Origin of the sequence: Paenibacillus polysaccharolyticus (assembly GCF_023714295.1) — a bacterium.
Classification (GTDB): Bacteria; Bacillota; Bacilli; order Paenibacillales; family Paenibacillaceae; genus Paenibacillus; species Paenibacillus polysaccharolyticus_A.
In genome coordinates, this window is the sequence record NZ_JAMAUN010000007.1 from 288463 (window position 1) to 313568 (window position 25106).

22 protein-coding genes, 15 tRNA genes and 1 rRNA gene are annotated in these 25106 nt (G+C 45.2%); 3 read left to right on the top strand and 35 right to left on the bottom strand.

Annotation, left to right across the window (positions count from 1 at the left end; translation table 11 throughout):
• Positions 1-66 precede the first annotated feature (66 nt).
• Positions 67-948: an AraC family transcriptional regulator gene (locus M3629_RS18345; protein WP_251509196.1), complete on the top strand. Its 882-nt coding sequence runs from the start codon at positions 67-69 to the stop codon at positions 946-948.
• A 53-nt stretch (positions 949-1001) separates the two neighbouring features.
• On the opposite strand, the gene M3629_RS18350 is transcribed toward M3629_RS18345, so the two are convergent.
• The 3 genes from M3629_RS18350 to M3629_RS18360 form a co-directional block, all read right to left on the bottom strand.
• The gene (locus tag M3629_RS18350; protein WP_251509198.1) at positions 1002-3449 is read right to left on the bottom strand and encodes an S-layer homology domain-containing protein; all 2448 of its coding nucleotides are present in this window, start codon (positions 3447-3449) and stop codon (positions 1002-1004) included.
• A gap of 512 nt (positions 3450-3961) precedes the next feature.
• Positions 3962-4750: a TrmH family RNA methyltransferase gene (locus M3629_RS18355; protein ID WP_251509200.1), complete on the bottom strand. Its 789-nt coding sequence runs from the start codon at positions 4748-4750 to the stop codon at positions 3962-3964.
• 102 nt (positions 4751-4852) lie between these two features.
• Positions 4853-5515 (bottom strand): potassium channel family protein, encoded by a 663-nt coding sequence (locus tag M3629_RS18360; RefSeq protein ID WP_251509202.1) that lies wholly within the window; start codon positions 5513-5515, stop codon positions 4853-4855.
• A gap of 168 nt (positions 5516-5683) precedes the next feature.
• Between M3629_RS18360 and sspI the strand changes: the two genes are divergently transcribed.
• Positions 5684-5917 carry a small acid-soluble spore protein SspI gene (gene sspI / locus M3629_RS18365; RefSeq protein WP_036673259.1) on the top strand — a complete coding sequence of 78 codons (234 nt, stop codon included), beginning with the start codon at positions 5684-5686 and terminating at the stop codon, positions 5915-5917.
• A 159-nt stretch (positions 5918-6076) separates the two neighbouring features.
• Here sspI and M3629_RS18370 read toward each other — a convergent pair whose 3' ends face one another.
• From M3629_RS18370 to M3629_RS18425, 12 genes are all read right to left on the bottom strand, one after another.
• Positions 6077-7660: a peptide chain release factor 3 gene (locus tag M3629_RS18370; RefSeq protein ID WP_251509277.1), complete on the bottom strand. Its 1584-nt coding sequence runs from the start codon at positions 7658-7660 to the stop codon at positions 6077-6079.
• A 397-nt stretch (positions 7661-8057) separates the two neighbouring features.
• Complete coding sequence (locus M3629_RS18375; protein ID WP_053783291.1) at positions 8058-8456, bottom strand: DoxX family protein; 399 nt, start codon at positions 8454-8456, stop codon at positions 8058-8060.
• A gap of 496 nt (positions 8457-8952) precedes the next feature.
• A complete protein-coding gene (zwf, locus tag M3629_RS18380) occupies positions 8953-10503 on the bottom strand; it encodes a glucose-6-phosphate dehydrogenase (RefSeq protein ID WP_251509204.1) in 1551 nt (516 codons plus the stop codon).
• A 178-nt stretch (positions 10504-10681) separates the two neighbouring features.
• A complete protein-coding gene (locus M3629_RS18385) occupies positions 10682-11509 on the bottom strand; it encodes a YwmB family TATA-box binding protein (protein ID WP_251509206.1) in 828 nt (275 codons plus the stop codon).
• A 242-nt stretch (positions 11510-11751) separates the two neighbouring features.
• On the bottom strand, positions 11752-12420 hold the full coding sequence (locus M3629_RS18390) for a response regulator transcription factor (RefSeq protein ID WP_251509208.1): 669 nt from the start codon (positions 12418-12420) through the stop codon (positions 11752-11754).
• On the bottom strand, positions 12362-13477 hold the full coding sequence (locus tag M3629_RS18395) for a sensor histidine kinase (RefSeq protein WP_251509210.1): 1116 nt from the start codon (positions 13475-13477) through the stop codon (positions 12362-12364). The genes M3629_RS18390 and M3629_RS18395 overlap by 59 nt, the downstream gene beginning before the upstream one ends.
• Positions 13478-13513: 36 nt before the next feature.
• Positions 13514-14161, bottom strand: coding sequence for a cell wall-active antibiotics response protein LiaF (gene liaF, locus M3629_RS18400; RefSeq protein WP_251509211.1), 648 nt, complete (start codon positions 14159-14161; stop codon positions 13514-13516).
• A 162-nt stretch (positions 14162-14323) separates the two neighbouring features.
• Positions 14324-15031, bottom strand: coding sequence for a PspA/IM30 family protein (locus M3629_RS18405; RefSeq protein ID WP_251509217.1), 708 nt, complete (start codon positions 15029-15031; stop codon positions 14324-14326).
• A gap of 1 nt (position 15032) precedes the next feature.
• Positions 15033-15533 (bottom strand): PspC domain-containing protein, encoded by a 501-nt coding sequence (locus M3629_RS18410; RefSeq protein WP_251509225.1) that lies wholly within the window; start codon positions 15531-15533, stop codon positions 15033-15035.
• Positions 15534-15550: 17 nt separating this feature from the next.
• On the bottom strand, positions 15551-15787 hold the full coding sequence (locus tag M3629_RS18415; RefSeq protein ID WP_251509228.1) for a PspC domain-containing protein: 237 nt from the start codon (positions 15785-15787) through the stop codon (positions 15551-15553).
• Positions 15788-15791: 4 nt separating this feature from the next.
• Positions 15792-16463: a PspA/IM30 family protein gene (locus M3629_RS18420; RefSeq protein ID WP_251509230.1), complete on the bottom strand. Its 672-nt coding sequence runs from the start codon at positions 16461-16463 to the stop codon at positions 15792-15794.
• Between the two features lie 38 nt (positions 16464-16501).
• Positions 16502-16810 carry a LiaF transmembrane domain-containing protein gene (locus tag M3629_RS18425; protein ID WP_251509232.1) on the bottom strand — a complete coding sequence of 103 codons (309 nt, stop codon included), beginning with the start codon at positions 16808-16810 and terminating at the stop codon, positions 16502-16504.
• Between the two features lie 507 nt (positions 16811-17317).
• Here M3629_RS18425 and M3629_RS28695 point away from each other — a divergent pair.
• Positions 17318-19738 carry a helix-turn-helix domain-containing protein gene (locus M3629_RS28695; RefSeq protein ID WP_251509234.1) on the top strand — a complete coding sequence of 807 codons (2421 nt, stop codon included), beginning with the start codon at positions 17318-17320 and terminating at the stop codon, positions 19736-19738.
• A gap of 115 nt (positions 19739-19853) precedes the next feature.
• Here the strand turns inward: M3629_RS28695 and M3629_RS18435 are convergent, their stop codons facing one another.
• From M3629_RS18435 to M3629_RS18530, 20 genes are all read right to left on the bottom strand, one after another.
• Positions 19854-20786: a class I SAM-dependent methyltransferase gene (locus tag M3629_RS18435; RefSeq protein WP_251509236.1), complete on the bottom strand. Its 933-nt coding sequence runs from the start codon at positions 20784-20786 to the stop codon at positions 19854-19856.
• A 196-nt stretch (positions 20787-20982) separates the two neighbouring features.
• The gene (locus M3629_RS18440; RefSeq protein ID WP_251509238.1) at positions 20983-21744 is read right to left on the bottom strand and encodes an anti-sigma factor; all 762 of its coding nucleotides are present in this window, start codon (positions 21742-21744) and stop codon (positions 20983-20985) included.
• The gene (locus tag M3629_RS18445) at positions 21744-22319 is read right to left on the bottom strand and encodes an RNA polymerase sigma factor (protein ID WP_251509241.1); all 576 of its coding nucleotides are present in this window, start codon (positions 22317-22319) and stop codon (positions 21744-21746) included. Before M3629_RS18445 ends, M3629_RS18440 begins: the two co-directional genes overlap by 1 nt.
• Before the next feature lie 49 nt (positions 22320-22368).
• Positions 22369-22956, bottom strand: a complete 588-nt coding sequence (locus tag M3629_RS18450) for a plastocyanin/azurin family copper-binding protein (protein ID WP_251509243.1) — start codon at positions 22954-22956, stop codon at positions 22369-22371.
• Positions 22957-23333: 377 nt separating this feature from the next.
• Positions 23334-23412, bottom strand: a tRNA-Leu gene (locus M3629_RS18455).
• A gap of 32 nt (positions 23413-23444) precedes the next feature.
• A tRNA-Cys gene (locus M3629_RS18460) sits at positions 23445-23518 on the bottom strand.
• Between the two features lie 6 nt (positions 23519-23524).
• Positions 23525-23599 (bottom strand) — tRNA-Gly (locus M3629_RS18465).
• A 4-nt stretch (positions 23600-23603) separates the two neighbouring features.
• Positions 23604-23678, bottom strand: a tRNA-Gln gene (locus M3629_RS18470).
• A 14-nt stretch (positions 23679-23692) separates the two neighbouring features.
• A tRNA-His gene (locus M3629_RS18475) sits at positions 23693-23765 on the bottom strand.
• A gap of 27 nt (positions 23766-23792) precedes the next feature.
• A tRNA-Trp gene (locus M3629_RS18480) sits at positions 23793-23866 on the bottom strand.
• A 6-nt stretch (positions 23867-23872) separates the two neighbouring features.
• Positions 23873-23958 (bottom strand) — tRNA-Tyr (locus tag M3629_RS18485).
• Positions 23959-23967: 9 nt separating this feature from the next.
• Positions 23968-24043 (bottom strand) — tRNA-Thr (locus M3629_RS18490).
• 21 nt (positions 24044-24064) lie between these two features.
• Positions 24065-24137, bottom strand: a tRNA-Phe gene (locus M3629_RS18495).
• 96 nt (positions 24138-24233) lie between these two features.
• Positions 24234-24311: transfer RNA gene (locus M3629_RS18500), tRNA-Asp, on the bottom strand.
• 28 nt (positions 24312-24339) lie between these two features.
• Positions 24340-24413, bottom strand: a tRNA-Met gene (locus M3629_RS18505).
• A gap of 16 nt (positions 24414-24429) precedes the next feature.
• Positions 24430-24505 (bottom strand) — tRNA-Val (locus M3629_RS18510).
• A gap of 101 nt (positions 24506-24606) precedes the next feature.
• Positions 24607-24678 (bottom strand) — tRNA-Glu (locus tag M3629_RS18515).
• 17 nt (positions 24679-24695) lie between these two features.
• Positions 24696-24787 (bottom strand) — tRNA-Ser (locus M3629_RS18520).
• A 1-nt stretch (position 24788) separates the two neighbouring features.
• Positions 24789-24864: transfer RNA gene (locus M3629_RS18525), tRNA-Asn, on the bottom strand.
• Positions 24865-24933: 69 nt separating this feature from the next.
• Positions 24934-25106 (bottom strand): 23S ribosomal RNA (locus M3629_RS18530); the annotation flags it as partial.

Here is a 25106-nt window from a genome sequence, read left to right on the forward strand (position 1 = left end):
TTTATGCATGTATTCTGTGATAAAATATAACTATCTTGCGATGGTAAGGGAGGTCATCCGAGTTCTATGTCACATATAAGTGATAGACAATTTAGCCTGGTATGTCGCCGTACAACCCGTGCAACCTTTCGTGAGGTTTTTCATGCTCATTCACAGCTGGAATTAACTTATATTCATGACGGTTACGGGCAGTTGATTACCGAAGGACAGGTATTTCCGCTTGAACCGGGTACACTTATGATTTTCCGCCCCTTTCAGATGCACCATGTGCAAATTCAGGTATCCGAAGCACACCCATTTGTACGCACGGTGCTTATGGTGGAGTTAGAGTTACTACACGCATATTGGCCACACTTCATAACCACGCATCATTTTACCGAGCACCTTCTCAACGATCAGCATTCTATTCAACCGATCTTTCTCTTACCGGATTCACCACTCATTCAGCGAATGGAACATTTCGGCGAGCAATACCCTGAGTTATTACCTCATGAGCTTGCTGAAGATGCTTGTCTTTTTGTACTGGATGTACTGACGCAACTACGTCATATCCGGAACGCAACAGCTCGTCTCCCGGATCAGTATTTGTCAAACCAACCAACAGGTCATTCAGATATCATCGATCCCCACGCCCAAGCAACCATGCAGTGGATTGAGCAACACTACGCGGAACCTTTTCGTTTAGAACACATTGCGAGTGAGTTGCATCTATCTCCCTATCACCTGTCGCATGTGTTTAAAAAGGCAACCGGCACCAGCATTATTGCATATGCTCAGGTCACCCGTATTCGTCAAGCCTGCGTACTGCTCGGCCGTACATCCCTATCCATTCCTGAGATCGGCCACCGTGTCGGCATGTCTAGTCCCTCTTATTTTTGCAAAGTATTTCGTAAAGCCACTGGCACCACACCGCACCAATATCGATTGAGGATGAGAAGTCGCCGTTAGATGGGAAACATTACAAAAAGGTGAAGAAATTAATCTCCACCTTTAAACTCCCATTATTTAGCAGTTAAATGAACAGATAGGATGTAAGCATCCATCACACGTATTACATAGTCTCCCGGTAGAAAGTTTGCTGTATCGAACTCATACGTCTGATCAGTCCCATCTTCAGGAATGCTCAATTTTAATCCTGTTCCATCAGCAACCGCTTCTTCAAAAGCCTCAACGTTTGCTAAGTTTTCTTTAACGAAATAAGCATCCTCTCCACCATAATTCACATTGAATTTAATGACACTGCCAACGGGTAGTGTAATAAATTCTTCATTAGGTTTATCCGCAAATGTAGCTCGTGTAAGAGATCTGATGTTGTCCCAGGTTATAGTTTCATTGGTATAATCATTATCCGTTGTAGTAACAGCACCTTCAAGAATACGTAGATTCTTGCCGCGCATTGGAATTTTTGTTTTAATCACCAGTGCATTATCTCTAATCTCAACCTGATCGCCCTCAGCGAGTGGAGTAAAGTCTTCGTCATTGGAGCCTTCTGAAACACGTATATAATCTTTCAAGTTCTCCACACCATTAGCTTTAATAAAACGATTGAAGTGAACCTCATATAGTTCAAAGTTCTCTTTCCATATTAGTCCAATTAAAGCATCTTTTCTAACTAATTTTTCTCCAGTTCCATCCAAGGCACGAAGATAGGTTCTAAACGTTGAATTTCCTTTTTCATCAATAACCAATACCCCAAATTGATCATACCCTTTCATCAAAGAGATCGGGATTGATGTTCTAACATTCGCTTTAATCGGAAACTTCATAGCTTGACCTGTACGGATTGCCTCTTGTAATTCGACAGGATTTTGACTCGTAACTTCCAGTGTAGATATATAAACATTTCCGGATCTAGGGCTATATACATGAATAGATTCACCTGCTGTGACCGTGGTCGATTCTATTCCTGGCCAAAACATATCCCCATCGTCCCTTGCACCATATTCCTCCCCTACAATTTCCACAGGAGATGGTGTCACCGGTGTCGTTGGTGACGATGATTGTCCGCCACCACTACCAGACGTATCTACAGTCGCACTACCTGTATTGATAGCTGGTGGCAGCACTGTTGAATTTCCCATCGAACTAACACTTCGATTCGAACCACCAATTTGCAGTGTTGTATCTTTGGTAATATCTTTTCCCAATTTTACTTGATTCGGTGCTTGATCTAAACTAACACCAGAGGAATTAATTATAGCCTCAAGGATCTTTCCTTTACCTTGAATCTTAACCGCAGCATTCAGAACAGCGGACAAAATTTTACTATCCTGATCCTGATTTACAGAGGTTCCTTTTGAAGAGTGAGTAAATTCAAGATCTTTAATTGTCCCCTCTGGAATTAGAATAGATAGATTTGGAGCATCGACTTTAACCTTCTCAAAGTCTCCCTTTAATAAAACATTTTGATTTTCCTCAAGTTGATCTGAAATGGTGGTGTTTTTAATTACTACGCCTTGCAATGGTTCGATAATTGCAGAACTTTGAACAACGATATCTTGAATCGTTGTCTTTCCACCAACGGCTAACCTTACGCTGCCATCCAGTTTATGTACAATAACTTTGATTAATCTGCTGTTCTCAACGTGAACACTGTGCTCTCCTCCACCGTATACATATGTGTTGCCTTTCACTTCTACATTCTTTAAATAGACATCACCACGACCTACATTTTTCCCTATAATCAGATCGCCATCAATAGTCATATTGTTTAATGTAATACCTGAACCATTAATAATTACATTTTTCTCAACACTTTTGTGGTTTGGGTCCAGTTGACCATATTCTCCAGCTTTTTCATACCATGTTCCATAACCTTCAAAAGCACGACTCAAGATAGAGATGGCTTCAGCTCTTGTTAACGTCTTCTCGGGGAGGAAGGCTCCATTTTCATAACCTAGTATAATCTTTCTATGAGCCGCTGCCGATACTGCTTCTTTACTCCACTGCTTAATATCCATATCATCATGAAACGTAGAAGTAGGTGAACCTTCCCAATTAAAAATACGCGAAAGAGTAACAGCGGCCTCAGCCCTAGTAATGATCCCATCGGGTTTAAAAGTTCCATCTTCATACCCCATGATGTAACCGTTAGCACTAGCTGCTACAATATCTTCATGATACCACTTGGATAACGATACATCCGAAAAGCTGGTCTCACCATTCTTCTGATATTGAAAAATACGGTTAATCATCGATACCCACTCAGCCCGTGTAATTTGTTGATTTGGAGCAAATAAATGATTTTCCTTCCCTTGAACCACACCTCGATCCATCCATCGAGTTATCGATTCTTTAGCCCAATGATTTTCAATATCTTTCAGAACAGTCGTTACTGTACCTGAATAATTATTGCCCTGCTCTTTTGGCCCTGACTCGGCATGAACTCCCATGCCTAAGGAATTACTAAATATGAGGCCTGCTACTAACAAACTGCTCCATTTTCTCAAATAAATCTTCCCTTCGCAACAAAGTCGCAAAATTTTTAGTGGATTTTTTTTCAATCCCACTGCAACAGATTATCACAGCATTCTTGTACTTACAATATTTTCATTTCAACTCGTTTAGACAGGCCCTCCTATGCAAACTACAATCCATTCCCTCTTGAAAGAAGTGAACAGTTTTTTCATATAACTCCCCATAAGCTTCATGATCTCCAGCCAAGGTCAGCTTCACCAATATTCGCAATGTTATGTTATGTACTTGTTTTCTTCACTCATTTCCCATTCCCTTTCTGCTGATACTATATGGTTTAGAACTATGATATCGTTAAATTAATTCAATAGATTCAACCTTCAAAAAAATAAAACCTATTCCAGACACTTCAATTGAAGGTGGAATAGGTCGTTCAATGCAACACATAATTACCAAAAAGACTAGAATTCCCTCAAGAAAGTTCTCAAACTTCTCCAGTCACCAGTCATTTCGTAGATGTAATAATAGGGATGGGATAGGTATGCTTTCAACCCATCCGTTGCCGCATCGCTTCAAACAACAGAATCGTTGCTGCCATCGCGGCATTAAGCGACTCGGCTTGTCCTTGCATTGGAATCGTAATTGCGTCATCCACGAGCTGTGCCGTGGTATCTGAGATGCCCTTGCCCTCATTGCCAATGACAAGCCACACCGGCTGAGTAAAATCATAACTATAGCACGAATGCTCTGCCTGCAAAGAAGTGCTAACCAGCCTCACACCTGCGGCTTTGGCTTCAGGAAGCAAAGTCTGCAATTCTCCCTCCACAATGGGCAAATGGAACAAAGAGCCCATCGTTGATCGAATCGTCTTCGGATTGTACACATCCGCACAACCAGCGCCAAGAACGACACCTGCCGCTCCGGCAGCATCCGCACTGCGAATAATCGTGCCAACATTACCGGGATCTTGCACACCGTCCAGTACAACGACCAATCCTTGCCGTTCTGCAATCAGACTTTGCAGTGGCTCTTTGCTTTTTCGCACAATCGCAAATATCGGCTGAGGGGTCATCGTATCCGTACATTTGGCGATCACGGCAGGAGACACACTGACCCACTCGACTCGCTTCAATGGATTTTCCAATCCAGCCAATTCTATCGGCACTCCCTGCTCACCGTCGTATACGATACACTCCAGATCAGCTCCGGCACGTAGCGCTTCCTGTACGAGATGAATACCCTCGATTATATATTTATGTTGACGGGTTCGATGCTTTTTCTCCAGCAACTGTGCCCATTCTTTTACACGTGTATTTTGTGGTGATACAATATCCATCGTTCCATCCTTCCCGTTTGCGGGCTCACTATTTCAACCTACAGAACTCTGCTCACAAACTGCCCGAGCCTACTCTTCGTTTCAATGTCCTATGTTGTTTAATCACTTCGGATAGGCCAGCTCAAGCTTGGTCAGATGATCCTTGTGCCCCACAATAACCAGCACATCTCCATCTGCGATCCGATCCTCGGCATAAGGAGAGATGTTCATCGAACCCCCGCTTTTGATGGCCATGACATTACAGCCGAAACGTGCCCGAATGTTCAGCTCCAGCAGGTTTTTGCCAATCATCTGCTCGGATGCTCTCATCTCGAGAATGCTGTAATCCTCGGATAACTCAATATAGTCCAGAATGTTGGGTGATGTTAAGTGATGCGCTACACGCAGCCCCATATCCCGTTCCGGGTAAATCACTTTATCCGCACCAATCTTCTGCAATACCTTGCCGTGTAACTCATTTTGAGCTTTCACAATCAGAACGGGTACGCCCATATCCTTCAATATCAACGTGGTCAAAATACTCGCCTGTATATCTTCGCCAATCGCTACAACGACAACGTCAAAATTACGTATGCCCAGCGCTCGCAGCGCTTCTTCATCCGTTGAATCCGCCGATACCGCATGGGTCACCACATTGGACATTTCCTGCGTCCGCTGCTCGTTCGCATCAATTGCCAGCACGTCAAATCCCATGCCGCTCAGCGCATTCGCTATACTTGATCCGAATCGTCCCATACCGATTACAGCATATTGTTTCTTCGCCATCAGGGTATTTAACCTCCCGCTGCATTACGGCAAGACGTACCAATTCCTGTACGATGCCAACGTAAATAATCCTTCGTAGTATACCACAAAGACGGAAAAACTTGAATGCGCTCACCCTCCACAGGGAACAGTAATATAGCAGCCGAATAAACCAAGGAGGGAATTGCGATGCCCATTACATTAAGCCTGCGTGAAGCGATTGTTCATAAGGTTCATGACAAAAGCGATGACCAGCTCCGGGAGATGATCGAAGGTTCAGTGGACGGACCTGAAGCAGCGTTGCCTGGACTTGGCGCCATTTTCGAGATGATCTGGAAGAACACAGAGCCTGCCAAGCAGGAGGAACTGATTCAGATCGCGCAGGAGCATCTGCACACCATTCCCGTTCAACCGCTTCGTTAACCGAAGCACTAGCGGATGAAGGGAACCATCAAACCGTTTGTTCTGTCTGCAAAAAAATCCCCCTAACCCGGCAGGATCAATCCCGCCGAGATCGGTAAGGGTAAAGCAAAAAAATCCCTCCACCAACTGGCGGAGGGATTTCATTATATCAAGATAACATTAAGGCGCGGTTTCAAGGAACTTTGCCGTTGGATTTTTATCGATCGCCGTTCTCATCGCATACTCATTCTCGAACAGTACAACATAGTTTCCTTTTTTATCTTTTACCAGGGCAGAGTTAATCCGGAATTTACTCGGGTCTAAGTTTTCGTCCACGATCCAGCGGGCAAACTGATACTGCATCCGTTGCAACTGCACATCAACCCCGTATTCACCCTTCATCCGGTATTCGAATACCTCGAACTGGAGCTGACCGACTACGCCCAGAATGGTCTCATCAAAGCTCACCGTGTTAAAGACCTGAATCGTACCTTCCTCCGTAAGCTGATCGATCCCTTTTTGATACTGTTTGTGTTTCAAGGCATTTTTAACCGTTACCTTCGCAAAAATTTCTGGCGAAAACGTTGGCAATTCATCAAATATGACTTCACTGCCCTGACTGAGCGAATCTCCAATCCGGAAGATACCGGGATCGAACAGACCAATGATGTCGCCAGCATAAGCCTCTTCGACGATATCCCGATCCTGTGCCAGGAATTGCTGCGGTTGGGACAGCTTAATTTCTTTGCCTACACGATTATGCTTCACGCTCATGCCGCGCTCGAACTTACCGGACACAATCCGCAAGAACGCGATCCGGTCGCGGTGCGCAGGGTTCATATTCGCCTGAATTTTGAACACATAACCCGTGAACTTCTCATTCGTTGGTTCAATTTCGCCAGCGGTACTGCGGCGTGGTTCCGGCTTCGGAGCCAGCTCCAGGAAATTTTCGAGGAACGTCTGCACACCAAAATTGTTGATGGCACTGCCGAAGAAAATCGGAGTCAGTTCACCCTTCTGCACCTTTTCCATATCAAACGGGTCACCTGCTACATCCAGAAGCTCAAGCTCCTGACATAGCTGATCATGCAGGTACTCACCCGCCATCTCGCGGATAATCGGATCTTTGTATCCATCGACTTTTTGCACTTTGATCGTCGAATGATCGTCGCCTTGGAACAGCTCCACCTGATTTTTCATCCGGTCGTATACACCGCACAGATCACGGCCTGTACCGATCGGCCAGTTCATAGGCACGGAGCGAATACCCAGTACGTTTTCCAGTTCTTCCATCAGGTCAAACGGACTTTGTCCCTCACGGTCCAGTTTGTTGATAAACGTAAAGATCGGAATACCACGCTTCGCACATACCTGGAACAGTTTGATCGTCTGTGCCTCGACACCTTTTGCCACGTCAATCAACATCACCGCGCTGTCGGCAGCTGTCAGTGTACGATACGTGTCCTCACTGAAGTCTTGGTGACCTGGAGTATCCAAAATGTTAACCCGATGATCCAGATAATCGAACTGCATGACAGAGGACGTAACCGAGATCCCCCGCTGTTTCTCGATTTCCATCCAGTCACTTGTCGCGTGTTTGCTTGCTTTCCGGGCTTTAACCGTTCCTGCAAGGCGAATCGCGCCCCCGAACAACAGTAGCTTCTCGGTCAAAGTTGTTTTACCCGCATCGGGGTGAGAGATAATGGCAAACGTGCGACGTTTGTCCACTTCCTTTTGAAGAATGTTATTTGCAGCTTTGCTCATAGCGTCTATCCCTTTCATCCGTTCATTCACGTTAATCCGGCCAGCGCCGGTCGTCCATAGAGTCACTTGGTAAACTTTCAAACGTAGTTGTAAAATCTAAAACTTTATGCCACCCGGCTAAGCCGGTTGATTATAAAACTCGCATGTCATCCTCATCATCAGAGGTACACGATAAATTCATTTTACACATTTACAATGGAGTTCATCCTTTCAGATCGGTGCTTCCATTCATGCTTTTTCCCTCGTTCTCAATTCAACTCTCCTATTGTACCATAATCTGTGCCGAAAATAACCGATTACGTTCCACCAATTCAACACTTTTCTTCGCAAAAAAAAGAACCCTTCCGCCATGTAACTGGCATCCGGGTTCCTCTCATGTCTTACAGATCATTCGATTTTAGAAAATCAGTGCATCCAGCGCATATTGCCCGCCGCCTGTCAGAGCCAGAGCTACACCCACCACAAGGATGGCGAGGTTATACTCAAATCCGTTCTGTGTAGACCAGTAACCGTTAGCACCGTGTACCTTAACGATGGCAATCACCATGGTCAGTGCGATCAGGATGCCCCCTACCGGTGTCAGCAGACCCAGCGCCAGAAGCAAGCCCCCGCCGAATTCAGCAAGTCCTGCCAGCAAAGCAACGAGTGCACCAGGTTTCATGCCCATCGATTCAAACCAACCGCCTGTACCTTTGATGCCGTAACCCCCGAACCATCCAAACAGCTTCTGTGCCCCGTGCGCCATGAACGACAAACCAATCACCAAACGAATCAACAACAACCCTACATCCAACATCATTTTCTTTTCCTCCATTCGATATATACAAAATAGTATTCTTAGATTAAAGATATTATGCGAAAATTTTTTCATGATACTGTCTGCCCGCAAACCCCTTCAACTGGTTTACCTTTTATCTCATGAATGTTCCTCTGCGTCGGATTTATATATCATTTTTTTTGACCGAACGCAGCAGGTTTTTTGCTTAACTCTTTAACTCATGTGTTGAGTATAAGTTATTCACTTACTTTTTGTCAACAACTTAATTTAAATCATTTATTTCCTTTGGGTGGAACCTCTTTGGATCTACTTCTATGTCCTTGAATTCGATTCACTATCAACAGAAAAAAGCCTGAAAGACCGCATCTCTCATGCGATCTTCCAAGGCCCTTTTCTAACACAGATATTCGAACTAAAGGGAGTTACACAGAGCAATCCGATGGAAAACCACCTGAACATTCGTGTTATCCCTTAATAACCTTTAAATTCCTTTATGGTCGATTCCCTCATGAGCTTAACCATTCACATGCCAAATGACGCTATCCTCATCCTGCCCATTCACCGGCCACCAGTGGAAACCATCCTGCTCCAGCAACTTCGCTGTCTCCTCCGGGCCCCACGTTCCTGCGGGATACGTGTGAAGTTCACCCTGATTACGCCCCCAAGCGGCCGCGATCCGGTCAACAAAAGACCATGCGGTCGCCACTTCATCCCAGCGGGTGAAGTATGTTGAGTCGCCTTCTGCTGCATCATGCAGCAGGCGCTCATAAGCTTCGGGCGAGTTGATTCCGATCATGCAGCTCTGACAGAAGTCCATCGCCAGGGGCTGAATCTCGGAATCCGAGCCCGGCTTTTTGGCATTAATTTTAATATAAATGCCTTCCATCGGATTTACCCGAATCACGAGCAGATTCGGCTCCAGCTTATATTTTTTACCGAGGTATACGTTGTTCGGCATCGATTTGAATTCAACCACAATTTCCGTTGTTTTCACCGGCAGACGTTTGCCTGTCCGAATGTAGAACGGCACACCAGCCCAGCGAAAATTATCTACGAATACACGTGCTGCAAAATACGTCTCCGTATTGGACTCCGGATCAACCTTGTCTTCCTGACGGTAGCCCGGAAGCTGTTTGCCTCGGGACTCTCCTTCTGAATACTGAGCACGTACAACGTTGTTACGCACATCTTCATCCGACGTAAACTCACGCAACGAACGGAGCACCTTCACCTTCTCATCCCGGATATCCTCCGGGAACAGACGGCTTGGCGGCTCCATCGCAATCATCGTCAGCATCTGCAACATATGATTCTGTCCCATATCACGGAGTGCACCGGAGTGATCATAGTATCCTCCACGCTCCTCTACACCAACTGTCTCACCTAGTGTAATCTGAACATTGGCGATGTGTTTATTGTTCCAGAGCGGTTCGAAGAAGGCGTTCCCGAAGCGAATCACTTCGATATTTTGCACCATTTCCTTGCCCAGGTAGTGATCAATCCGATAGATTTCCTCTTCCTTAAACACCTCGCGAATCTGTTCATTCAGCTTCTCGGCCGATGGCAGATCATATCCGAACGGCTTCTCAATCACCAGACGATTCCATCCACTGCTCTCCAGCATGCCGCCATCTCTTAAACTGTACGACACACTACCAAACAACTCAGGCGCCAGTGCCAGATAGAACAGCCGATTTCCCGGTGTTTTGAACTTAGTCTCCAAATGTTCGGTCTGCTCCCGCAGTTCCCGGAACCCGTCCACGTTGTTGATGTCCAATGATTTGTATTCAAAATGCTCGGCAAAAGCGTTCCACTCCTGCGAATCCCCTGCCGGGTAACGGCAGAATTCCTGGATAGATTCAAGAAGATCGTCCCGGAACTGTTCCTGTGACCTCGGACGTCTGGCTACGCCAATAACCGCAAAGTCATCAGCAAGCTTGCCTTCACGGTATAAACTGTAGATGGCCGGAAACAACTTCCGGCGGGCCAAATCTCCCGTTGCTCCAAAAATGAAAAACACTGCACCTGGTGTCTGTACTTCATTTTGCATCTGTTTATTGTCCATAGGCTCCTCTTTCCTCCGGGAAGACCTTCTTATCCGCTTCCCGAGCTATGTAATAGTGTTCAGTTCAGTCGATCTGATTAAACTAAATGACAATTACCAGCAAGTCCCAACTTGGATGTGATGTTATTTTAGCATATCACCTGCAAGGATTCAGCTACAATATCATTACCTCCATCATTTAATATTCAATCGTGATCACCGGAAAACCGACAGTAACACGCGCATCATCCTGCCCACTAACTTGATGTACCGCAAGCTGCATATTTAATAGGTGTGAGCCGCTCAGAATCTCCAAAGGTAACTCTGTCGCCTGATACGAAACACTGGCTGTAGCTCCATCCTCATAACGCTCAACTTCCTTCATATTTACTTCACGAGAGAGCTTGGCTTCGAGCGCTGCTAACTGTTCACTTGCCTTTATCTCTGCACCAGCCTGAACCGGACTTGATGCATCTATAGTAGATGTTATGTCATTTCCTTCACTCGTTTCACTCCACTTGCCCTGCACGGACATATTCCAACTTGCTTGCAAGCCGAGTTTATTCATTGCCTCGCCCACCTGTTCATGTGATGCAAGCAATGTCTGGTGATCCAGTTTTGCTCTTCCTGCCAGCTGCACGATCACATAATATTCATCCTGTTCTGTACTCGCCACATTAAGCAACAACCCTATTGGGGATTCAGAAACGCCAACTTTTCCCTGGCTTCGATAGACATCATGTCCGGTTTGAACATCCTGAACGGGTGCTTCAAGTCCCAGATCTGCTGCCAGCTTCACAGCTTGCAAATGAGCATCCCCGTGGCCTGCGACTTGCCATTTGATCACCCATTGATCTGCATATTTGATAACTGCATCTGCTGTATGTAACAGTTGCTCCAGTTCTGCCACTTCGGTATCAGAACCTTTCGTTTCTACTTCTACATTCGCTGCATATACCTGTGTAACTCCGATTAAAATTATAATGGCTATGGCAATGACCCCTGTATTCATCCAACGTTTTACCAAGAGAATTCCCCCATTCGCTCTGCCAATCTATGAATCTATCAACAGCATGTCCTCTTCCGGCTTGACCTATACCTTCTTCCAAATTCTCTCTACGGAAGCAAAACAAAAAAAGCTCATCCACCATATTAGGGCAGACCGAGCTTCCTGTTATCTTCACAACCTTTATTTCTTAACCTTGAAATTTGTCTATATCTTATCATTTTGTATATTCCAAACGCACATCCTGCCGCTGCGTCATCCTCTTACTCGGCTAATCCGTTCTTATACGCATAGATCGCAGCCTGTGTCCGATCATCCACATCCAATTTCGCCAGTAAATTAGTTACATGGAACTTAACCGTCTTAATGCCGATAATCAGTTCGTCCGCAATATCCTGATTGGACTTGCCCTGGGCGAGCAAACGCAGAACATCCATCTCGCGATCGGTCAGTTCTTCATGTAAAGGTGCCGCAGCTTGCGGCTGTCTGAACCGATTCATCATCTTGGATGCTACCTGTGACTCCAGAACGGACTGTCCACGAGCAGCAGCACGAATCGCATCAGCTACCTCATTGGCTCTGGACGTTTTCAGCAGATAGCTGAAGGCCCCTGCTTCAATGACAGGATACATCTTTTCATCATCCAGATAACTGGTCAGTACAATGACTTTGCAATCCGGGTTCATTTTGAGCACCTGACGTGTAGCCTCAATGCCATCCATGCCTTCCATGACAAGGTCCATGAGCACGACGTCTGGTTTATATTCTTGTGCTAGCCGAATGCCTTCTTCCCCACTTCCGGCTTCACCAATCACTTCGATGCCGTCTTCGGTATCCAAAACCGCCGCAAGACCTATACGTACCATCTCGTGATCATCCACGAGCAATACTCTGATCGACGTTTCCGTCTCCGTTTCGACTTCCGGTTCCATTGATATGTTCTACCTCGCTTTCATCGTTCATCAAAGGGATCGTGATCTCAATCCGTGTACCTTTGCCAGGTGCCGTCACAAATTGGATGGCTCCCCCAATCTCCGTAACCCGTTCACGCATATTCGCCAAACCATAAGAGGCTTGCTTTTGTTCATCCAGATCAAAGCCCTGACCGTCATCCCGAATCAACACCCGAACCGCATCCATTCGGCGCTGTAACCTGATCTCCATTTTCTCCGCTTTTGCGTGACGCAACGTATTCGACATCGCTTCTTGCACGATCCGGAATAAATGGTTCTCAATTCCTTTGACTAGATGAATATCTTCGTCCATCTCCAGCACGATCTCCATTGGCACTTTGGTTTTCAGTTCCATTACCAGGTCACGCAAACCCTGCTCCAGCTGTTTTCCCTCCAGATAGACTGGCCGAAGATGCAACAGCAATGCCCTCATCTCGGACTGAGCTACCGAAGCCATTTCCTCAATTAGAGCAACCTGACGCTGTGCCCGTTCAAAATCCTTCTCCATCTTCCGGCCTACCGCCGTTGCTGTCATCGAGATCGCAAATAGCTGTTGCGACACCGCATCATGTAGCTCCCGCGCAAGTCGTTGTCTTTCCTCTACAATGGCTGTAATTCTGGCCTGTTCGGCCAGCTGTGCATTGTTCGTAGACAACCGCTGGAGAGAAGATACCTGATCCTCCCACTTTTTACCGATTCGGCCCAATTGCTCACTAAGCCGGCCGACATCATCTTGACCGAGGTCAGGTACCGTGCGGGAGAGTGAACCTTTTTCCCATTGCAGTAACGTTTCCGTTAGCAACTCCAGCCGCCTTTTCACCCTGTAGCTCTGATAAAATCCAAATATGGCACCGATTCCGATCAGTAGAAGCAACAGAGCCAGACCGGATTGGATCAGATGTCGCCAGCCTGCAAATGGAGCCAGATAACCATATGTATACAATACATATAAAATAACAGCAAATACAATGAAAACAAGGAGGATCCCTTCACGCATACTTCGGGTAACCATATCGGTATGTTTTCTGTCCTTCATCCGGGATTCCTCCTTTTCCTCATCCATTTCTTAGTACTACGGATTATGAATATTTAAGTCGCCAACAATATACGAAATAACAAACTTTACTTTATATTCACTGGATTCATATCCAGGAGTTCTCCACATCAATTTATTCATCATGCCATTATCCTGCTCACCCATCAGATTGATTCGACCAAACAGCACGGATGCCTCGATCTCAACCCCGTAATCTTCAGGCAGGGTTAGACGTACATTGCCCATAACCCCTTGCAAGAGAACAATCGTTTGTTTCTCCTCAGGAATAGACAGGGACAGATCTGCATTGACCTCGCCAATGGCATGCCATAGGCTCATACTGCGCAGCCTCCAGGAGGATTGATCCCAGTAGTAACGAGCCATAAAATTCTGTTTTTTCATAACGTCATCATGTAGATGAATTTTTTTATTTTTGGAATAAAAATAAGCTAATGATGCGAGTACAATTATAAAGACAATCATCAAGTTATCTAGCAATAACAGGGCTGCACCAACACCAAGATAACGATACCCTTTTTTGGTTTCTCCTTTTCGAATCTGAAGCATTCCAACCGTTAACAAAATAAGTGCGGCAGCCGTCAGCAGGTTCATATTCCGGTTAAAGAGCATTAGAAAACCAACCACAATAATAATGACTGCAATCCAGTGACTTTTTTTACTCATTTCTGCCGCACCTCCTCTGTAAGTTCATCTACGATCTGGATTTTCTTCATTCGACGGAAAAGCCATAGCAGGCACTGAAGTCCTGTATGGCTTAACTTTTGTTCTACGAATCGTATAGGCTACACGATCTATAGAATATCATATTGTCCAGCAAGCGAACAGTTATTCTTTAGAAGTATCGATCGCTTCGTTCTTGGAACCATTGCCCATTTTGTTTTTCAGAGCCTGCAATTGTTGATCCACTTTGAATTGTTTCTCCAGATCAACCGGATTGGTGTAGGAAGCTCCAGTATTGCGGTATGGTGCACGAGCTACATCTGCCTCAGCTTCAAGTTGCATGATTTTCTCTTCCATGCGGTGGAATCCAAGGGATGCGCTTCCGCTCTCAATGGAATGCAAGCTGTTGATCGAAGACATTTGTTTCTTAGCTTTAGCCATCTGTGCACGGGATACAAGCTCATTACGTTTGTTGCGCATTTTGTAGAATTCATCTTTCATATCATGCAGCTGTTGCAACAGATCTTTCGCTTGTGCTTCAGATTGAGCGTGCAGTTCGCGGTATTCCTCAATTTTTTGTTCAAAATAGATTTTCTCTTCCAGCAGTTTGCGTGCTACTTCCTCCTGACCGTTGGACAGAGCAGCTTCAGCTTGGGACTCCCGTTGTACCGAAGTACGTTCTGCTTCGTCCAGACGTTGCTTCATGCGGCGCTCGTTAGCCATTTGTTTAGCCACAGTCACCTCAGCCTCATGAATTTCTGCCTCCATATCACGCAAGTACTGGTTCAACATTACAATCGGATCTTCTACTTTATCCAACATATCATTTACCGATGCCTTCGTCATATCCTTAATCCGTTTAAATACTCCCATTTTACTTTTCTCCCTTCTCGTAACGAGATAATTTTTGGCGAAGCTCTTCCACTTCTTTTTTCAGTGCTTTTTTCTCAATATCTTTCATCATGGAATCCAGTTCACTTTCGTGCTGGCTTCCTGCGCCATAAGTGTTGTTGTCATAGGAACGCGGGCCGGAATGCGGTCTGCTGTTGTATCCTGGACCAGGGCCAAAGCCGGAACCCGGTTGATTCGGGTTGCTGTTATAAGGATCTCTAGGTGCCTGATGGTCATATCCACCATATCCTCTGCCAGCACCCGCCCCTGGACCGTAACCATATGGATCATATGGCGGAAACGGCTCTTTTGGTACGACGAGAGCAGCGATGAAGTAGATTAACAACGTCGTGCCCCCAGTTGCAAAGATACTGATGACGAAGATGATCCGTAGTAGCGTAGAATCCATTCCAATAGCTTCGGATATGCCGCCGATTAGACCGGTCATCATTCGGTCACGCGTTGAGCGGTATAGTTTGCTCATGTGCTTGCTCCTTTCGTTTACTTGTAACCTCTACTGTGATCGGGACCATATACGTACGGATCTCCGTAGTTAGGCTCCTTAGGTACAACCAATGCTGCGATGAAGTAGATGAATAGAGATGTACCACCCGTTGCGAAGATACTGATAAAGAAAATGATCCGTAGCAGCGTGGTACTTAATCCTAGATTTTCAGATATGCCGCCGATCAAACCTGTCAGCATACGGTTACGCGTTGAGCGGTATAATTTATTCATTTGACTACTCCTTTTTATCGTTATTGAGCTTTTGCTTCAAGCGCTCCAGCTCTTTGTCCAGTGCAGAGGAAGACATGTTACCGGATAAACCGGAACCATCCTGACCCATTCGCCTGATTTCCCGAAGGCTCTGCGCCTCATATTCGAGATCGGAGACTTGGTCATCAAGCTTGTTAAACATACCGGGTACATTTTGACCACTGTAGTTTCCACGTTGATTCATTCGTTGTTGCAACTGAATGGTTTGCATCCGAGCATAGTAATATTGACGTTTGCTATACACATTCTGATATTCTGCCTTCAACTGATTGATTTGTTCATCGAGTTCCTGCAGTGCAGCAGCGCTTTGAGCGTACAATTCAGTGTATTGATCCATTTTTTCCTCATGGAGAATTTTCTCCTGCAGAGCCAGCTTGGCGAGATGTTCCTCTCCGGCTTTCAAAGCCATAGATGCCTGTTCCTCTCGTTTGTTAACCATAGCGGCGGCTTGATCTGCCTGTTGTTTCATTTGTCTTGTATGACTCGCATACTGGTGTCGAAGCTTTTCGGCTTCTCCAATGTCTTGGCGGGTCGAGACCAGGAACTGATCAATCAGTTTAACCGGGTCCTGACTTTGCTCCAGATGTTCGTTCAGACTAGCTACGGTGATATCCCGCATTCGACGAAATACACTCATTATGTTCTGTCCCTCCTTTTACTTTATCGTGAATTTACTTAATAACGGCGACGTGAATTGCGATTGTTGCTCAGCATCGAGATACCGAAGATAATCAATCCGATTGCGATAATCGGCCCGATCATCCAGGCAAGTTTGCCCATTAGAGATACGATACCGATGATTAGAACGATCCATCCAAGTGTTACATTTCCTCTTTTAATTCCGTAATACCCCAGTGCAATCATCAGGACCGGAATCAGATAACCCATCAGATGTCCAAACAATGGTGTTAATTTTCCGAAGAGCATTAGTGCACCAAGTACAATCAACACAATCGCCAAGCCATTTCCCTTGTTCATTCTCATAATTGTTGTTCACCGCCCTTCCCGACTTTAATTTCTGAAAACCTCAACCTAATCGCTGTTAGCCTAATCCCTGCATTTGTTCAATGAGCCGTTTCATTCGTTTGTTGAAAACTTGCTTGTTTTTTGTTTCCGTGTTTCTTGTTTAACCTTATGTCCTTATTCTAGGGGATTCAGCAACTTTTCAAAACAGACTGCGGACGGTTTTTGATCCTAGACTCAGGTCGGGGGTCTGCTTGGACCTCGGACTGTCCGCGGGCAGGACTCGTGGCATTCTCACCCAAACACCGCAATCCGGATACCTGTTATTACCCTTATAGGGGAAACATCTCACGGAAGCCCCACCTTCTAATGTGAAAAAGCCATGATCTCTATACGTACGCAAATTACACGTTTCCGTTTCTAGAATTACTTTTTTATCCAAATAAACAAAAATTAGATTGTTCTAATTGAAAGCGTTTACTAAAATAAAGAAGTAATGAAATCTATTTTCCATCAAGGGGTGGACACGTGCGATCACTAAGCTATCTCCATAAAATGATTATCTTCGGGCTTCTATTAAGTACAGTGCCAATTCTGCTCACGGGAATTGCTGCTTTTATTTATTCTTCTAACCAGACAGAGCTGCACCGGACACAAGCGAATCAACAGCTTCTCGAACAGATCCAGTCCAATGTAGAGCACAAACTCGCTACGGTCAGTTACATGCTAGACCAAGCGGTACGCTCTCCGATTACACTTCGTTCTCTCACGGACTCTAATTCACTTCAAGGAGTCAGCAAGTTACAAGCGGGGGACCTGCAGACAGAGTTCCAGCATATGAAATCATGGGAACCTTTGCTCGATATTATCTTGGTCAACCAATCCAAGGATTGGCTTATTAATCATGCTGGCTTATATGCGAGCACTCGCTTCCCGTTATCACTGCCCATGAAAGATCTAATTGCGGATACACTAGCCTCGGGATGGCAACTTGCACCCTCAACCATATTTAGTAACGAAGATGATGACGAGCAAAAAATCTCAGGCCAACGTCTTTCAGATAAAGGCTGTATTTATCACATTACGCTCGCAAGAACGATTCCCGATGCAAGTACATCGCCCAATGCAGCACTGATCGCTGGAATTCCAGCGTGTTATATGCAAAATCCGCTGGCACAATCCCCGACGACTGAAGCCTCAGACGCCGGTTTGATCATTATAAATCGGGAACAACGTGTTATTGCTCACCCGAATGCATCGTATATTGGACAACCTTTGTCTGCGATAGGCCTGCTTGATCGGAATAATGGAGAGCACATTCGGGTATTGCCACCTGTAATGTACTCAGACGCTTATGCTGAGCGTGAAATTCAACTTGCCAATGCAGATTATTCGTTGACTTATAGTCCTTCTACATTAAAAGGGTGGACATATATTCTCATCTCTCCCGAGAATACATTAACTCAAGACTATGTTAGAATCGGATTCCATACGTTATATATCAGTATGGCCATACTCTTGTTTTCGCTGCTGCTCGCGTGGCTGGGCTCTCAACGAATGCTTGCTCCCATCAGACGGATTCTTACTCAATTAGGCGATCATATCATCCACAAAGGCTATTCCTTGGTACCACAACAGTGTGTAAATACGCCTGATGAACTAGAGCAGATTCGAATGGGTGTTTCTCAGTTATCTGATGCACACTCTCAATTGGAATCCACTTTAAATCAGCATCAGAACCATATCCGCACCTATGCTATGATGCAGTTCCTTCAAGGTAAAACCAGTTTTAAAACATTACACAACACATTACGAGAACAGGGCGATGTCACACATCCTTCAATGTGGCAACAAATTGCCGTCGTAGCACTACAGCCTGAACTAATAAATCATTCTAAATATAGAATGGAAGATCGTTCTCTGCTTTTATTTGCCATCCAGAACATGCTTGAAGAAACGCTTCAGCCTGATCAGCAACTACTTCCCACTGTAATGGAACAACATGTTGTAACCGTGATTGGCAGTAAGGAGGGAGATTTATTGCTGTTTGCGGAGCATATTTCACGATTAACAGAACGATTACAGCAACAGATCCATGAGGTTTTAGATTTGAAAGTCAGTATCGGTCTAAGTCAGCCACACCCATTCATGAATCATGTTCCACAGGCGTACAACGAAGCCTTAGATGCGCTTAAACACCGGATGCGGCTTGGTACAGGCATTATCTTACAATATAAGCAATATGATTTGACCTCAGCTGCATGGGCCATGGCCTATCCAGAGGCAATAGAGTATTCGTTGCTTCAATCTATTCAGCAAGCAGACGAGACTGTTGCTGCCCAACAGCTGACCGAACTGCTAGAGACTCTATTTTCACTGGAGTGCACTCCAGAAGAGTATCAGTACGCCCTTATGCGGCTGTTAACACATATCTTGAAGCTCGCACAAGAATCTGGTATTCGACTTGCACAGATCAGTCAGAGCCACCGTTCTCTTTTTCAAGAGCTTCATTTTTTACAATCCGCTGCTGAGGTAGAGCATTGGTTCAACCATCAGGTGATCCTGCCAGTCATTCACATTTTTAAAGAAAGACAGGTTGCGCAGTCTCAACACATTTCAGAGAAAGTGATCGCCATTATCCAGCAAGATTACGACAAAGATCTAACCCTGGAAGAATGTGCAATGCGGCTTCATTACAATGCTAACTATTTAAGCAGTGTTTTCCGTAAGGAAACTGGCGCTTCATTTAGTGAGTATTTGACGAGGTACCGGCTGAATATCGCCAAAAGATGGCTGGACGAACGGGATTGGACGGTAAAAGAAATTGCTGAACGGCTTCGTTATACCAATCCGCAAAATTTTATCCGTTCTTTTCGAAAATGGGAGGGTATGACTCCCGGAAGATACCGGGAGCGTAAGAAACATCCCGAACGGGCTGTGAGAGGATAAATTAGAACTCCATAGACAAGGGGGAAAGAAATTTCATTTGGATTTTTAAAAGTTGTACAGAATCTTTCACTATCATTTGTTAAACCTTGAAGATGCATTCAAGTTGGTTTTATGTCTACTTTTTAACTGCAGACACTGTTTTCATATGTGCTTGTTCTAGCTGAATCAGCATTTTACCAAATCTTGCTCCCCGAGAAAAGGGAACCACGCCGTTCGTATAGGTGCCACGAATGTATGTTTCAGCTTTACTTAACGCTACCGCATCCGTGGGCATTTCATAGGTGTGCAGCCACTCAGGGAGCTTTTGAATCAATTCTTCTGTCTGAATTTCAAAATCATTCACTTCTCTCGTAATAATCATTGTATATGAATATCCCTTAAGGTAGAGCAACTGCTGGAGGTAGGCCATGTCCCCTGCCTTGTAAGGAGCATCCAAGCCAAGCACTGTTCTTAGCTCATCCATCAGTGTATGCTCTTTTGCACCAGCAATCGTACTAACATAAACATACTTTCGAGCACAGTGAATGGCTTGCTCAATCGTTTCCCAATCAGACATCGCGGGGCACATCGAGGCAAAGACGATATCATATTGTTTCTCCCAGCCTTTATCCGATATAGAGATTTCTTCGAATCGCTCGGATACAATCGTAATGTGATTCTCCAGTTCAGCAGGAATGGTCTCCTGCATTAACGAGACAAGCAAAGCAGAAGGCTCCACTGCAGTGACCGTGGCTCCCTTTTCTGCAAAAGGAATCGTAAATATACCAGAGGCCGCACCCACGTCCAGCACCGAGGCTCCTTCAAACGTTACACCCTGATTTTCAATCCAGCCCATAATGCGTGCCGAGCGGTTCTTGCCTTCCTCTGTAAACGACTGGGCATGATAATTCCGAGCCCAACGTTCAAATGCTTCCTCTGTATCAAAAGGGGCACTTTTTTGCTTATATCTTGAGCTTCTCGGACGGTTCTTCCACGCTTCTTCCCACACACCCAGGTCAAATAATAGTTCTGCATTCGCTGTACTCGGTTGAGTCGTCAGCTTCTTCACGTCCTCCCATATTATAGACTTAATATATCTACAATATATTGAATGTAATTACACGTCAACCCTTATGTTACTTATGTTCAAACGTAAAAACAACACAGAAGGGTATGAAGCCTTTTTCTGTGTTGTTTTCTAACACTATGGCACTCAATGAGTACACAGATTTACAACAATTCTGCTCCCGGGATTATCCGACCTGTTAACTTGAACGAAACATCTGTGGACCACGCGGAACAAGTCCCTTAGAATCAGGTTCTACCGTAATCGCAATGGAATCATAGTTCCATGCCTGGTTGCCCATAGGAATTGCTAGCACAGCAAGCCCCAGCTGATTTTCTACTTTCAGCTTGCCTGCGTTATGGTACGTCTGATCCTTGTTCAACCATACCTGGTAAACCTCGTTCTTCTCCGTCTCTGGAGGATTGAACAGGTAAACGACAAACTGCTGATCTTTGCCGGAGCCTACAATACAAGCTATTCCATAACTCGTTCCAGAGGTGAGCGATTCCAGCTTCATAACCTTTTGTATTTCAGAAGTTGGCAAATCCATCGAATTCACCAACGTTACAGGTTGTTCGATGCGCTCTTGAATTAAAACTACATTTCCTATTAAACTAGCACCAAGAAGGATAAGTACAGATGCTGCTACAAGATTCACTTTTGGATTGTTATAGCGCTTCGTAAGCCACTTGAATCTGCTACTGCTTTTATGTACAAGATCTGGCGCAGAAGATTTGTTGTTTTTCCCCCATACGGCTTCCATCACCTGTTGTTTTAAATCAGATGGCAACTTCACTTGCTCGATATGCGTTGGAATCGCCTCCCAACCTAGCCGTAATTGTTCTAATTCCAGCTTACATGACGCACAATCCGCAAGATGACTTTCGAAAGCTTTGCCCTCCTCTGAGCATGGATCCGATAGATATTCCAGCATGTATGAGCAGACGGTTATTGACGACATTACCACTCTTCCCCTCCCGCAAGCAAATGCTTACGCAGTATTTTCAGTGTCTGGTGCAGTCGGCTTTTAACTGTGCCCAAAGGCTCCTGATAGTGCGTAGCTAACTCACTCAAGCTGTATCCCTGCCAATAAAAGTGCTCGAGCAATTGAAGTTGTTGCTGAGAAAGGAATGCACGCATTCCTTTAATTTGCTCCTTCAACATTTGTTTTTCAACTTGGCTTTCGACCGATAGTTCAGCAAGTTCTGCAACTCTCTCCAGCTTCTCGGCCGTATAATAAGATACCGCCTGGCTCGACAGACTTCGTTGCTTACGTAGCCAATCAATAGCTAAATGACGTGTGATCGTGATGATCCAGTTCCTGCAATGGCCCTTGTTGGGGTCAAATTCAGCCTCTGTTGTCCATATCCTGATAAAAACAGACTGCACCACCTCCCGAGCACCGTCCTCCTGTTGAAGAGCCTTCCAGGCGAATGAGTATATGAGAGAAGCATAACGATCATATAGTTCTGATAATGCTTCTTGCTTTTTTTGTTTAATCAGCAGAATTAGCTGGTAATCGGAATACTCCTGCATTCAAAAGTCTTCCCCTCTCCTGTCAGGTCGAGCAATTTCAATCACAGGACTACTTGGAGAGAACTTTAATTACCCCTTTCATACTTGGATGAGGCCCACAGTGATAATTGATCTCGCCCGCCTTTTTAAACGTAACCACTGAATTCTCCCCCTCGCCCAGTAGTCCTGTATCGAAAGAATCGTCTTCTGCGACAACGGAGTGCTCCTCTTGATCCTTATTTACAAATTCAACACGATCACCAACCTTGATCTTCAGCTCTGCAGTTTGAAATGCAAAATCAGAAATTTCAATTACATACGTTTTGCTTTTTTCTACTTGGGTACCCGCAGGCTTTTTAGTATCTTTAGTATCTTTAGAAGATTTGGACGTATCACTCTTCTTCTTTGTAGGCTTTTTCTTATCTGTAGTCGCAGGCGCTGATTTCTTCGGTTTGGCTGGCTTAGTTGGTTTAGATGGCTTGGTCGTTTTGTTAGGTGTAGAACCCGTCGTTTGCTTGGACGATGGCTTTACGTCCTTTTTGTCTGTTGTTCCCGTCATGTGATGGTGAGCCGATGCTTCTGCACCTGCCAACTGTGGCAATGTTAAACATAGCCCCAATACCAAAAGTAAGGATAAATATTTTGCTGATTTGTTCATTATTGCTTTCCTCCCTAGAATAAAAAAATTAAAATGTCGCAAAAATGCGTTCAATCATAAGAAACGAATCATATCCTTAATCGGTTTGATATCCCCGAATTTTTATTTTAAAGAGTCATCATGCTAATCTTCTTAAAGAGTACTTAATACACAGAATACAAGATCCACTTATATATCAAATGGAAGTGGCCATAAATGAAGCCATATACCTAACGTATCATTTCTTTATTTACTGAGAGGAATGCTGTTTTAAAATAATTCGCTCTTGAGAATAATGCTTTAGAGCAGAGCCGCCGCCGTATCATGAGAGTAGAGTATTATAAATCAATACAAAAAGAGTTCACTAGAGATAAACTCTAATGAACTCTTTAAATAAATACCGGCGAGAGGACTCGAACCTCCACGGTTTCCCACTCGATTTTGAGTCGAGCGCGTCTGCCATTCCGCCACGCCGGCTTATTTGATTGTAGCATATAATAAAAATATGCTGGAGGCGCCACCCAGATTCGAACTGGGGATAAAGCTTTTGCAGAGCTGTGCCTTACCACTTGGCTATGGCGCCTTATTATGGAGCGGAAGACGGGAATCGAACCCGCGACCCTCGCCTTGGCAAGGCGATGCTCTACCGCTGAGCCACTTCCGCATAATGGCTGGGGATATAGGATTTGAACCTATGCATGACGGAGTCAAAGTCCGTTGCCTTACCGCTTGGCTAATCCCCATTAGATAACAAAGGGGCGATCGAGGGGAATTGAACCCCCGAATGCCGGATCCACAAACCGGTGCGTTAACCACTTCGCCACGATCGCCATATAGAAACTACTATTAAAATTAATTGGCAGGGGCAGCAGGAATTGAACCCACACCAACGGTTTTGGAGACCGTTGTTCTACCTTTAAACTATGCCCCTAAAAACTGGTGGAGGATGATGGATTCGAACCACCGAACCCGTACGGGAGCAGATTTACAGTCTGATGCGTTTGGCCACTTCGCTAATCCTCCAGGATTACATGGTGCCGGCGAGAGGACTTGAACCCCCAACCTACTGATTACAAGTCAGTTGCTCTACCAGTTGAGCTACACCGGCATATTAAATTTTCTATCAAGGTGGCTCGGGACGGAATCGAACCGCCGACACGAGGATTTTCAGTCCTCTGCTCTACCGACTGAGCTACCGAGCCATAATAAAGTTTAAGCTTGAGTCGCTGCACTTTATCTAGGGCATCAGTGCCATACAGCAGATGTAGTGAACAACTTGCCTCATGTTAAGAATTAAATGGCGGAACCGACGGGATTCGAACCCGCGATCTCCTGCGTGACAGGCAGGCATGTTAGGCCAACTACACCACGGTTCCAGATCACTTTCGGTTAAGAAAGCTACAATTGCGGGGGCAGGATTTGAACCTGCGGCCTTCGGGTTATGAGCCCGACGAGCTACCGGGCTGCTCCACCCCGCGTCATTAGAAAATTATATGGTGGAGGCTGAGGGGATCGAACCCCCGACCCTCTGCTTGTAAGGCAGATGCTCTCCCAGCTGAGCTAAGCCTCCGAACAACACATTTATGATCTTACCATAAACTCGATATGAAAATCAACTCTTTTTTTGAAGTGATGAGTTTCTCATCTCAGTTTATAGTTTGAAAATAATAATGACCCGTAGGGGATTCGAACCCCTGTTACCTCCGTGAAAGGGAGGTGTCTTAACCCCTTGACCAACGGGCCTTACTGAAGAAAAATCATGGCGGAGAGAGAGGGATTCGAACCCTCGAGACGCTTGTGACGCCTACACGATTTCCAATCGTGCTCCTTCGGCCAGCTCGGACACCTCTCCATGGCTCCCCGAACAGGACTCGAACCTGTGACAACTCGATTAACAGTCGAGTGCTCTACCAACTGAGCTATCAGGGAATATGTTTCAGAGTTGTTGTTCTCTGAAAACTAGATTCGAAACGAAACTCACACGACTAAAACTTGCTATTGGATAAGCCCTCGACCGATTAGTACTGGTCAGCTCCATGCATTGCTGCACTTCCACCCCCAGCCTATCTACCTCGTCGTCTTCAAGGGGTCTTACATACTGGGAAATCTCATCTTGAGGGGGGCTTCACGCTTAGATGCTTTCAGCGCTTATCCCGTCCGTACATAGCTAC